The organism is Zunongwangia sp. SCSIO 43204, assembly GCF_019904275.1.
Lineage (GTDB): Bacteria > Bacteroidota > Bacteroidia > Flavobacteriales > Flavobacteriaceae > Zunongwangia > Zunongwangia mangrovi.
Map to the genome: position 1 here is coordinate 2,752,414 of NZ_CP063204.1, position 12,329 is coordinate 2,764,742.

The window sequence follows — 12,329 nt, forward strand, 5'->3', positions numbered from 1 at the left end:
TGTTTATTTTTTTAATACCCAGGTATCTTTAGAACCACCACCTTGTGATGAATTAACGATAAGATTCCCTTTTTTAAGTGCCACGCGGGTTAAACCGCCTTTTAAAACAAAGCTTTTATCTTTTCCTAGCAGGCAGAAGGTTCTAAGATCTACGTGCCTTGGTTCAAAACTTTGACTGTCTTCTATGTAGGTTGCATGTACAGAAAGAGACATTATAGGTTGTGCAATGTATTTTCTGGGGTTTTCTTTAATAACCGCTTTTACTTTTTCGATTTCGGCTTTGGTTAGTTTATTTCCAATCGAAATTCCATATCCTCCGGCTTCGTCTACCGGTTTAACAACCAGCTTGTCGATATTTTCTAGAACATATTTTAATTCATCTGGGCGATTACAATGGTAGGTATGAACATTATTCAAAATAGGTTCTTCTCCAAGATAATATTTTATGATCTGCGGCATGTAAATATAAATAGCCTTGTCATCTGCGACACCGGTTCCCGGTGCATTTACCAGGCAAACATTACCCAGTTTGTAGGCTGCAAGTAGGCCGGGGACACCTAGTGTAGAATCTGCTCTAAACTCTAACGGATCCATAAATATGTCGTCGATCCTTCGATAAATAACATCTACTTTTTGAGGGCCGTTGATGGTTCGCATATACACAAAATCATTTTCTACAAAAAGATCGCGACCTTCAACAAGTTCAACTCCCATTGCTTTAGCCAGGTAAGAATGCTCGTAATAAGCTGAATTGTATATTCCCGGAGTAATAACCACACAGGTTGGATTATCCACACCCTGAGGTTTTACAGATTCCATGATCTCTAAAAGATTTTCAGCATAATCTGTAACCGTATGTGTTTGGTAATGATTAAAAACTCCGAATAAAGCACGTTTTAAAGCAGTACGATTACAGATCACGTAACTTACTCCAGAGGGGCATCTAATATTATCTTCTAAAACATAGTAATTACCATCTGAATGTTTGATAAGGTCTGTACCACTAATATGATTGTAAATTCCGCCAGGCGGATTTAAACCCTGCATCTGGTCTAAGTAGTTAGCCGAAGAATTGATAAGATCTAAAGGAACAATACCCTGTTTTAGGATCTTCCTGTCGTGGTAAATGTCCCAGAGAAAATGATTTAGGGCCTTGCTTCGTTGTAGAACACCTTTTTCGATATGGCACCATTCTTTGTGATCTATGATTCTTGGGAACAGGTCGAAAGGAAAGATCTTCTCTTTGGTTTCATGTTCTCCATAAACCTGAAAAGTAATTCCCTGATTAAAAAAAGAGGCTTTTGCCTTTTCATTTAATCTTGCGTAATCCTGAATAGAATGTTCGCTATAAAGATTTAAAAGCGTTTTATAAACTTCTTTAACTTCATCATTTTTAGTAAAAATTTCGTCGAATAAATGCTTATCTCTTTTATAAGACGAAAAACTTGGCTGGTTAGTGTTAAGCTTCATATGAACTTATTTTCACTTAAAATACAGAAAATCTTTAGTTTAGGCTGTAAATATTTAATATTAATAAGCTCCCTGAAGTTTCATTTTCGTAAAAATAGCAGGTCTTTTAAATTGAATTAATAGAAATAGGCATGCGAGACTAAAAATCCTTCTTAATCGATCTAAAAAAATTAAATTTGAAAACATCTAAACTACCCTTATGAAAAAATTACTACTATTTGTTTTATTGTTTTCACAGAATATATTCTGTCAATTCCTGGAGAAAAAAGGAGATCTAAAGAAATACGAAGGTTATTATGATTTCTATTACAATCCAAAGACCGATGAAATCTATCTGGAGGTAGATAAATTAGATAGCTTGTTCTTATATAATCATGCGCTGAGAAGCGGAGTAGGAAGTAACGATATAGGATTAGATCGTGGCCAGTTAGGAGGCGCTTCAGTAGTAAAATTTCAACGTGCCGGTGATAAATTATTATTGGTTGAACCTAACCAAAGATATCGTGCGGTAACCGATAACGAACTGGAAAAACAAAGTATTGAAGAAGCTTTTGCAAAATCAGTGATCTATGGTTTCGACATTAAAGAGGAAAAAGACGATACGTTTATTATCGATCTTACGCCTTTTGTTATGGAAGACGCGCATGGTGTTGCAGAGCGTTTAAAACGTGGTAACTACGGAAGTTATAAAGTAAGTAAAAATAAGAGCGCCTTACAATTAGATAGAACCAAAGCATTTCCTAAGAATGTTGAGTTTGAAAGTTTACTGACGTTTGAAGGTTCACCACAAAGTGGAACAGTAAGAAGTGTTGTGCCAGATGCGGCTAATATTAGCGTAATTCAGCATTATTCTTTTGTAGAATTACCAGACGATAAATATGAAAAACGACTTTTTGATCCTCGTAGCGGGGTTAATTCAATTTCGTATTACGATTATGCATCACCGGTTTACGAACCAATTTTAAAAAGATATGCTGTTCGTCAACGATTAGAAAAGAAAAACCCGGAAGCCGAAGTTAGTGAAGCAGTAGAGCCAATAATTTATTATTTAGATCCTGGTACGCCAGAACCTGTTCGATCAGCTTTGTTAGAAGGAGCAAGTTGGTGGAACCAGGCTTACGAAAGTATAGGTTACAAAGATGCTTTTCAGGTAAAAATGTTACCAGCAGATGCAGATCCTTTGGATGTTCGTTATAATGTGATCCAGTGGGTACACCGATCTACACGTGGTTGGAGTTATGGTGCCAGCGTTGTCGATCCAAGAACGGGAGAGATTATTAAAGGGCATGTTAGTTTAGGAAGTTTAAGAATTCGCCAGGATTTTATGATCGCCCAGGCTTTGCTTAATAAACCTTTTGCTGAAAGTGATGAGAATCACGAGAAAATGATGGAAATGGCGATTGCCAGAATCCGACAGCTTTCGGCGCACGAAGTTGGTCACACTTTAGGTTTTGCGCACAATTTTGCAGCCAGTGTGAGCGATAGAGCTTCAGTGATGGATTATCCACATCCGCAATTCAGCATTGAAAATGGAGAAATTACTGCTGCAAATGCTTATGACACCAATATTGGAGAATGGGATAAATTGATCGTAAAATATGCATATTCAGATCTTCCAGATGAAACTTCAGAAAGAGCTTATTTAAATTCTGTTATCCAGGAAGCTTACGATCAGGGAATTCAATTTATAAGTGATCGTGATGCCCGCCCGCAAAATGGAGCCCATGTAAACGCACATTTATGGGATAACGGAAAAGATGCTACGGCAGAATTAAATGACGTTCTTGAAATTCGTGAAAAAGCGATAGCAAATTTTTCTAAAGATAACTTTAGAACTAACGAACCATATTCGGTTTTAGAAGATGTTTTTGTGCCATTATATTTCTTCCATCGTTATCAAACTGAAGCAGTAAGCAAATTAGTTGGTGGTTTAGATTATAATTTTGCGGTAAAAGGAGGTGCTGAAAAAGTGGTAGAAACTTTATCGCCAAAACGTCAAAAATCAGCTTTGGATGCTTTGATCAAAACTTTAAAAGCAGAAACCTTAGCTATTCCGCAGGAAAAATTAGCGCTTTTCCCACCAAGAGCCTTTGGTTACGGGAGATCGCGCGAATCCTTCAAAAGTAATACGGGAGTGGCGTTCGATGCTTTGGGAGCACCGGCCACAGCAAGCGATATGACCTTAGGATTATTACTGAACCCGGAGCGTATGGCCAGATTGATTCAGCAAAAATCATTAGATAAAAAGCAACTAGGCTTAGAGGATCTACTTGAAAAATTAATCGCTGAAACTATCCAATATCAGCCTAAAGATTCTTATTTGCTTGCAGCACAATACACTATAAATTATAATGTGCTACAGCATTTATTTAACTTAGCCGCAAGTAAAAAGAGTACGCCATTGGTGAAAGCTGAGGTTAATTACCAGTTAGCCGAATTAGAAGATTGGTTAGACGAGCAGGATGATGCTATTTATGAGCAAATGTTAGAAGAAATAGAACTGTTTTTTGATAAACCGGGCGAATTTGAACCAATGCCAGACGCACCTAAAATTCCGGATGGATCGCCAATCGGAAGTTTTATGTGTACAGGATTATAGAAAACCACATAGATTTTATGAGCGAAATAGATTTAAGAAGTGACACGGTAACAAAACCAACCAAAGGAATGCTAAAGGCGATGATGAATGCCCAGGTTGGTGACGATGTTTACAAAGAAGATCCTTCGGTTAATGCATTAGAAGAAAAATTAGCCAAACTTTTTGGGAAAGACGAAGCTTTATTTTTTCCTACCGGAAGTATGGCCAACCAGGCAGCGATAAAGTTGCATACACAACCAGCCGATCAATTAATTTGCGATAAATGGGCGCATGTTTATAATTATGAAGGTGGTGGCGCCAGTTTTAATAGCGGCGTGAGCTGTAAACTTGTAGATGGTCATCGTGGGATGATCACTGCTGCGCAGGTAGAAGAAAATATAAATCCGCCAGATTTTTATCATAGTCCGCTTACTACTTTAGTTTGCTTAGAAAACACAACCAACAAAGGTGGTGGCGCTTGTTACGATATTGAGGAAATCAAAAAAATAAGAAAAGTTTGTAATTCGCATGGTCTTAGTTTGCATTTAGATGGCGCAAGATTATTTAATGCTTTGGTGGCAAAAGGAGAATCGCCAAAAGATTATGGGAAGCTTTTTGATACAATTTCGGTATGTCTTTCTAAGGGATTGGGAACGCCAATGGGATCTGTGTTAATAGGCAACAAAGATGTTATGAAAAATGCGATGCGCGTTCGTAAAGTTTTAGGAGGCGGAATGCGCCAGGTAGGTTTTATGGCTGCAGCTGCAATTTATGCTTTAGATCATCATGTAGATCGTTTAGCCGAAGATCATAAAAGAGCTGCTGAAATTGCTGAAACCCTTAATGCACAATCTTATATTGGTGAAGTAGAGCCGGTTGAAACCAATATTATTATTTTTAGTTTGAAGAGTGCTTCCAATGAAGAGAAATTCAATAAAATGCTTCAGAAAAATAATATCAGGATAAGTGCTTTAGGAAAAGGAAAATTAAGGATCGTTACGCATTTAGACTATACTGAAGAGATGCACCAAAAATTCCTTTCAGTTTTAAAGAATATCAGCCTTTAGTTAATCTTAACGCAAGCTTACAATGCCTTTAATACAATTTTCGTCTATTAGTTATTAGCTTGAAAAAAACAAAAAGCTATAGATGATGAAAAATGTATTGCCAAGAAAGCAAGCGCCGCAGTTAAGAGTTCAAACAACAAAAGGAGTAGAGTGGAATCTTGAAGATGAAAAACCAGAGAATTTTACAATGGTCGTTTTTTATCGTGGAATTCACTGCCCGGTTTGTAAGAAATATTTAACCGAATTAAACTCGAAGATCGATGAATTTAAAGAGCGAGGAATCGATGTAATTTGCATAAGCGCAAATACTGAAGAATTAGCTAAAAAAACAGTAGCATCCTGGGATGTAGATCAACTAAATATTGGCTATGGTTTATTAACTGAAGACGCCAGAAAGTGGGATCTTTATATTTCTGAAGGGATAAATGATAAAGAACCAGAGGCCTTTTTTGAGCCAGGATTATTCTTGATCAAGCCAGATAATTCAGTTTACGCAGCGAGTATACAGTCCATGCCATTTGCCAGGCCAGAGTTTGATGCTGTTTTAAAAGCTGTCGATTTTGTTCTGGATAAAAATTATCCGCCTAGAGGTGAAGCTTAATATTCAGAAAAAAAGAACTAAAAAAACCTGCAATATCGATATTGCAGGTTTTTTTTATGTGATTTTTAAAAATGATCTAAAATCTAATATCTCAGATCTCAAATCTATTTTATAATTTGAAAAATCTTATTTAAACATATCACCAAGACCAGGAATATCCGGCATCCCGTCTTTTGCAGCTGCTCCAAGCTCTTTTTCGTTGATATCTGAAGCTTTTGCGATAGCTTTGTTAAGCGTAAGCACTAAATAATCTTCTAATTGCTCCTTGTCTTCTAAAAGTTCGTCAGCAATATCGATACTTTTCACTTCGCGTGCCGCAGAAACGGTCACTTTTAATAATCCGTCACTAGATTGCTCATCAATAAGCACCGTTTTTAGGCGTTCTTTTGTTTTTTCTACATTGTCCTGGGCTTCTTTGATCTTGTTCATCATACCCATCATATCTCCAAACATAGTCGGTTTCTTTTTTAGTTAGAATTACAAAACTAGTAAAATCTAAGCTTAAGTTGTTCTAAGAAATTGTGAATCTGTGATTACGATTTTAGATTTGAAGCCTTACCTTTGCCAACATTAAAAATTGAATTGATTTTGAATAAAGAAGTGCAGCCACCAAAGGCTAGAAAAATACCTGCAGAATTAACGATTCACGACGATATTAGAGTCGATAATTATTACTGGATGAACGATCGTGAAGATCCAGAAGTAATTGCTTACTTAAATGCCGAAAATGAATATAATGAGAAGCAAACTGCGCATACCAAAGATTTTCAGGCGAGTTTGTTTGAAGAAATGAAGGCAAGGATCAAAGAAGATGATCAATCTGTTCCTTATCGTTTAAATGGTTACTGGTATATCACGAGATTCGAAAAAGGTGGAGATTATCCAATATTTTCAAGAAAAAAAGAATCTCAGGATGCGCCAGAAGAAGTGATGTTTAATGTAAACATCATGGCTGAAGGTTTTGAGTATTATCGCTTGGGCGGCTTAAATGTGAGCCCCGATAATAGAATGGTCGCTTTTGGAACCGATACGGTAAGCCGTAGAAAATATACCATCCAGATCAAGAATTTGGAAACCGGGGAATTGTATCCGGAAAAAATAGAAAATACCACCGGTGGTTCTACCTGGGCTAACGACAATAAGACTTTGTATTATACCAAGAAAGACGAGCAAACCTTGCGAAGCTTTCAGATCTATAAGCATATTCTAGGTACAGATCCTGCACAAGACGAGCTGGTTTTTCAGGAAGATGATGAGACCTTCAATACTTATGTTTATAAGTCGAAGTCTAAAAAATATATAATCATTGGTTCGCATAGTACTTTAACTACAGAATACCGAGTTTTAGAAGCCGATAAACCTGAAGGTGAATTTAAAGTGATTCAGCCAAGAGTACGCGGATTAGAATACAGTATTTCACATTTTGGCGAGTATTTCTATATTCTTACAAATAAAGATGAAGCCCAGAATTTTAAGTTGATGAAAACATTAACTTCAGCTACAGAGATGGAAAACTGGGAAGATGTGATTGCGCATCGTGAAGATGTTCTTTTAGAGGACATCGATATTTTTAAAGATTTCCTGGTGATTGGGGAACGCAAAAACGGACTTAATGAAATAAGAATTATCCGTTGGGATGAAAGTGATGATTATTTTATTCCGTTCGATAATGAAACTTATACGGCATATACCTCTATAAATCCAGATTTTGATACAGAGGTGCTTCGTTATACCTATAACTCGATGACTACGCCAACTTCAGTAGTAGATTTTAATATGGTCACTAAAGAAAAAACCGTATTAAAAGAGCAGGAAGTTTTAGGCGGAAAATTTGATAAAAATAATTATACTTCAGAACGTATTTGGGCCACGGCCGAAGATGGAACAAAAGTTCCTGTTTCGTTAGTATATAGAAAAGGAATTAAAAAGGACGGAACTAATCCTTTACTTCAGTATGCTTATGGATCGTACGGTTCTACAATTGATCCTTATTTTTCAACAGTAAGATTAAGTTTATTGGATCGTGGTTTTGTGTACGCGATCGCGCATATTCGCGGCGGTGAATATTTGGGGCGAAATTGGTACGAAGACGGTAAACTTTTTACCAAACGAAATACATTTACAGATTTTATAGACGTTTCTAAGCATCTTATCGCAGAAAAATATACTTCCGAAGAAAATTTATTCGCTATGGGAGGATCTGCAGGAGGTTTATTAATGGGAGCGGTAATTAATATGGCGCCACAGCTTTACAAAGGAGTAATTGCTGCAGTTCCTTTTGTAGATGTAGTAACAACGATGTTGGATGATAGCATTCCATTAACTACTGGAGAGTATGATGAGTGGGGAAATCCTAATGAAAAAGATTATTATGAGTATATGTTATCCTATTCGCCATACGATAATGTAGTTGCTCAGGATTATCCTAATATGTTGGTAACTACAGGTTTGCATGATTCGCAGGTGCAATATTGGGAACCAGCAAAATGGGTAGCCAAATTACGTGAATTCAAAACAGATAATAATCTTTTATTAATACATACAAATATGGATACCGGTCATGGTGGGGCTTCAGGGAGGTTTGAAGCTATAAAAGAAGTGGCAGAAGAATATGCATTTTTATTCGATTTAGCCGGAATTAAGGAATAATTAAAAAAATTTGCCTTAACTTTGAACGGTTTTGAAACATTTTTCCCGGCTTTCAAAAGGCCAACCTTAAAACGTAAAGAACTTCATTTATGAAAGAAGATTTGCATGTGTACGATAATGTTCTACAACTTATAGGAAAGACACCGCTAGTACAGCTTAATAAGATCACTGAAGGTTTCAAAGGAGATTTCTACGCTAAAGTAGAAGCTTTTAATCCGGGGCACTCTTCTAAAGATCGAATTGCTTTATATATTATTGAAGAAGCAGAAAGAAAAGGAATATTAAAACCCGGAGATACCATTATCGAAACAACTTCTGGAAACACAGGATTTAGTATCGCAATGGTTAGCCAGGTTAAAGGTTACGATTGTATTCTTGCCGTAAGTTCGAAGGCGTCGAAAGACAAGATCGACATGCTTAGAACGATGGGAGCAAAGGTTTATGTATGCCCAGCCCACGTAGCAGCAGACGATCCAAGATCTTATTACGAAGTTGCTAAAAGACTTCATAGAGAAATAAAAGGTTCTGTTTATATCAATCAATACTTCAACGATCTAAATACAGAAGCGCATTATAGATCAACCGGTCCAGAGATCTGGAACCAGACAGAAGGAAAGATCACTCACCTTATTGCTTGTAGTGGTACGGGAGGTACAATTTCTGGAACTGCAAGATATTTAAAGGAGCAAAATCCAAATGTAAATATTATTGGGATCGATGCTTATGGTTCAGTATTAAAAAAATACCACGAAACCAGAGAGTTTGATTCTGAAGAAATCTATCCATACAGAATCGAAGGTTTAGGGAAGAATTTAATTCCAACAGCTACAGATTTTGATGCAATAGATCGTTTTGTTAAAGTTACTGATGAAGAAAGCGCGCATACCGCTAGAGAACTTGCAAAAACTGAAGGAATGTTTGTAGGTTATACGAGTGGAGCTGCAACACAGGGAGTAAAACAATTGGCTGATGAAGGCGAATTTGATGAAAACTCGAGAGTAGTTATTATGTTCCCAGATCACGGAAGTCGTTATATGAGTAAGATCTATAGCGATGATTGGATGGAAGAGCAAGGCTTTTTTGATACCAAAAATGAAGCTGAGGTTAAAGCAATAGAATTTATAAAATAATATTTTGCATTATTTTTTAAATAAATAATAATTTAAAGCATCCTTAGCTAAGGATGCTTTGTTTTTTAAAAGCTATACAAAATACTTTGTAGAATTGAACCGAATTTCAGTATTTTTGCGGTTCGTATAAAAAAATTTCAATGAGAGATCTGTTTGATAAAATATACAAAGATAAAGGGCCATTAGGAAAATGGGCAGAGCAGGCAGAAGGATACTTTGTATTCCCAAAGCTGGAAGGACCTATTTCTAATAGAATGAAGTTTAGAGGGAGAGATGTGATCACGTGGAGTGTGAACGACTATTTAGGTCTTGCAAATCACCCAGAGGTAAGAAAGGTAGATGCCGAGGCTGCAGCCGAGTGGGGTTCTGCTTATCCAATGGGGGCAAGAATGATGAGTGGTCATACTAGTTTGCACGAAAAACTTCAGGATGAGCTGGCTTCTTTTGTACACAAGCAGGCTGCTTATCTTTTAAACTTTGGATATCAGGGAATGGTATCTACGATCGATGCACTAGTATCTAAGCAAGATGTTATAGTATATGATGTAGATGCTCATGCTTGTATTATCGATGGTGTTCGTCTTCATTTAGGACAACGCTTTACCTACAAGCATAACGATATGGAAAGTATCGAAAAGAACTTGCAAAGAGCTACAAAAATTGCAGAACAAACCGGTGGAGGAATTCTTTTGATTTCTGAAGGTGTTTTTGGAATGCGTGGTGAGCAGGGAAAACTTAAGGAAATTGTAGAGCTTAAGAAGAAATATAAATTCCGTTTGTTCGTAGATGATGCTCATGGTTTTGGAACTTTAGGAAAAACAGGAGCAGGAGCAGGAGAAGAGCAGGGAGTGCAGGATGATATCGATGTGTACTTTGCTACTTTTGCTAAATCTATGGCAAGTACCGGTGCATTTATTGCTGGAGATAAAGAAATTATCGACTATTTAAAATATAACCTAAGATCACAGATGTTCGCCAAATCACTGCAAATGCAGTTAGTAATTGGCGCACTTAAACGTCTTGAAATGCTTAGAACAAGACCAGAGCTTAAAAATAAGTTATGGGAAAATGTGAACGCGCTTCAAAACGGATTAAAAGATCGTGGTTTTGATATTGGAACAACACAAAGTTGTGTAACTCCGGTTTACCTTAAGGGAAGTATTCCTGAAGCAATGGCGCTAGTAAAAGATCTTCGTGAAAATTACGGAGTATTCTGTTCTATAGTTGTATATCCGGTAATCCCAAAAGGATTGATCTTGTTAAGAATGATCCCAACAGCAACTCACACTTTACAGGATGTTGAAGAAACCTTAGAAGCTTTCTCTTCAATTAGAGAACGTTTAGAGAATGGTACGTATAAAAGATTATCAGCTTCTGTAGCTGCCGCAATGGCAAATAAAGCTTAAACAGAAATCTCAATATTACATAAAAAAACCGCTATTTAATAGTGGTTTTTTTATGCTTTCATTTTATCAAATTTTAAAAATCATACTGTTGCTGTGTTCTGGCTTTTCTTTGGTCTCCGTCTTTAGAAAGATTTTTAAACTCGGTATCCTTGTGAAAATTTAATCGTACAGATAACCCTGCCTGTACCTGCCATCTGGATGGTGTATCTTTTATATTGGTTAATCCTGCAACATCTATCTGTAAATAATCAGTAAGAAGATATGCGCCGCCCGCTCTAAAAATATCATCAGCATAAAGATCACCAATAATCGCTTGGTATTCCCCAAAAACGGCAAATTTAGGGTTAAAGGCATGGGTTAGTGTACCTATGAACTCGTAATTAGAATAAGTTTCAGTAAACTTTTCTGCCGTGAAATTCATTACCCAAACCCATCTTCCCCAGTTATGCTGAGTAATAAGTGTTACTTGCGGAGTATATTTATTTTCTCCTTCAAAACGATAAGGATTGTCATCCTGTATAGTAATGTTGGCTCCTCCATAAAGAGAGATCGCCGGAATTAATCTACGCCAATCAAATCTTTGGTTAGCATCCCAACTTTTTAGATTAACTTCTCTGCGGTTATCTCCATTTTTGTTGGGATCGTATAATAATAGTTTTGCACCAAAGGTGTTGAAAGGAAAATTATTTCTTTCGTAAATACGATTTTGGCCTCCCTGAAAAATTGTTGTTTCTTCAGATTGATATCTACCCTGTATGCTTAATTCTAAAATATCGGTTAGAAGTCCGGCTCTAATCATGTAATTTGCACCATAAAGATCGGTATCTGTCTGTCTAAGCTCGTGCGTGTCGTTACCATAAAATCCACCTGCTTCTAATTGGTAAACTCCCGTTCCTACGGCAAAAGCTCCTTGCGATTGTCCTGGTCTATTAGAGTTAATAGTTTCGGTGAATTGCGCATTTGTAATCGCTGTACCAGCAAAAAAAGTAAGTGCCAGTGCCTTTAATTTATGCATAGATATTGGGTTTTTCTACTCAAATATAATCGAATTTATTGTTTATTTAAGAACCTTAGATTCCAATTCTAAAGCTTAATTTCTATTTTTGCTAAAATTAGAATTTTATGTTTCATGCAGATTTTAGCGGAGTAATAAAAACGATACTTATTGTTTTGTTAGTATACTTCGGTTTTAAAATATTGCTTAAGTACTTTGGGCCAATCTTGCTTAAGTATGCGATGAAGAAGATGGGGAGAAAGTTTGAGCAGCAGTTTAGTCAGCAATTCAATGGAGCTCAGCAAAAAGCTCAAAATAAAAATACCAGCCAGGAGGGGAATGTTAGTATAAAAAAGAAGCCACGAAATCATAGAAAATCAAACAAAGAGGTTGGTGAGTATATCGATTACGAAGAAATTGATTAATTTCGGGAT

The 12,329-nt window shown here is 36.6% G+C and carries 10 protein-coding genes; 7 read left to right on the forward strand and 3 right to left on the reverse strand.

Annotated features, from left to right (window positions below):
- Window positions 1-3: 3 nt before the first annotated feature.
- A complete protein-coding gene (locus INR75_RS12230) occupies window positions 4-1,470 on the reverse strand; it encodes a circularly permuted type 2 ATP-grasp protein (protein WP_223089038.1) in 1,467 nt (488 codons plus the stop codon).
- Window positions 1,471-1,669: 199 nt separating this feature from the next.
- On the opposite strand from INR75_RS12230, the gene INR75_RS12235 reads away from it, so the two are divergent.
- The 3 genes from INR75_RS12235 (at window position 1,670) to INR75_RS12245 (ending at window position 5,716) form a co-directional block, all read left to right on the forward strand.
- Window positions 1,670-4,069: a zinc-dependent metalloprotease gene (locus tag INR75_RS12235; RefSeq protein WP_223089039.1), complete on the forward strand. Its 2,400-nt coding sequence runs from the start codon at window positions 1,670-1,672 to the stop codon at window positions 4,067-4,069.
- 17 nt (window positions 4,070-4,086) lie between these two features.
- Window positions 4,087-5,115, forward strand: a complete 1,029-nt coding sequence (locus INR75_RS12240) for a low specificity L-threonine aldolase (protein ID WP_223089040.1) — start codon at window positions 4,087-4,089, stop codon at window positions 5,113-5,115.
- 85 nt (window positions 5,116-5,200) lie between these two features.
- Window positions 5,201-5,716 carry a redoxin domain-containing protein gene (locus INR75_RS12245; protein ID WP_223091919.1) on the forward strand — a complete coding sequence of 172 codons (516 nt, stop codon included), beginning with the start codon at window positions 5,201-5,203 and terminating at the stop codon, window positions 5,714-5,716.
- Window positions 5,717-5,842: 126 nt separating this feature from the next.
- Here INR75_RS12245 and INR75_RS12250 read toward each other — a convergent pair whose 3' ends face one another.
- On the reverse strand, window positions 5,843-6,169 hold the full coding sequence (locus INR75_RS12250; protein WP_092544472.1) for a YbaB/EbfC family nucleoid-associated protein: 327 nt from the start codon (window positions 6,167-6,169) through the stop codon (window positions 5,843-5,845).
- A gap of 135 nt (window positions 6,170-6,304) precedes the next feature.
- Here INR75_RS12250 and INR75_RS12255 point away from each other — a divergent pair, with 135 nt between their 5' ends.
- The 3 genes from INR75_RS12255 to INR75_RS12265 all read left to right on the forward strand — a co-directional run bounded on the left by INR75_RS12255 (window position 6,305) and on the right by INR75_RS12265 (window position 10,901).
- The gene (locus INR75_RS12255; RefSeq protein ID WP_255584528.1) at window positions 6,305-8,365 is read left to right on the forward strand and encodes a S9 family peptidase; all 2,061 of its coding nucleotides are present in this window, start codon (window positions 6,305-6,307) and stop codon (window positions 8,363-8,365) included.
- An 89-nt stretch (window positions 8,366-8,454) separates the two neighbouring features.
- Window positions 8,455-9,495, forward strand: coding sequence for a PLP-dependent cysteine synthase family protein (locus INR75_RS12260; protein ID WP_223089041.1), 1,041 nt, complete (start codon window positions 8,455-8,457; stop codon window positions 9,493-9,495).
- A 140-nt stretch (window positions 9,496-9,635) separates the two neighbouring features.
- Window positions 9,636-10,901 (forward strand): aminotransferase class I/II-fold pyridoxal phosphate-dependent enzyme, encoded by a 1,266-nt coding sequence (locus INR75_RS12265; RefSeq protein WP_223089042.1) that lies wholly within the window; start codon window positions 9,636-9,638, stop codon window positions 10,899-10,901.
- A gap of 73 nt (window positions 10,902-10,974) precedes the next feature.
- On the opposite strand, the gene INR75_RS12270 is transcribed toward INR75_RS12265, so the two are convergent.
- Window positions 10,975-11,916 carry a transporter gene (locus INR75_RS12270; RefSeq protein WP_223089043.1) on the reverse strand — a complete coding sequence of 314 codons (942 nt, stop codon included), beginning with the start codon at window positions 11,914-11,916 and terminating at the stop codon, window positions 10,975-10,977.
- 107 nt (window positions 11,917-12,023) lie between these two features.
- Between INR75_RS12270 and INR75_RS12275 the strand changes: the two genes are divergently transcribed.
- On the forward strand, window positions 12,024-12,320 hold the full coding sequence (locus tag INR75_RS12275) for a DUF4834 family protein (protein WP_223089044.1): 297 nt from the start codon (window positions 12,024-12,026) through the stop codon (window positions 12,318-12,320).
- Window positions 12,321-12,329: the final 9 nt, after the last annotated feature.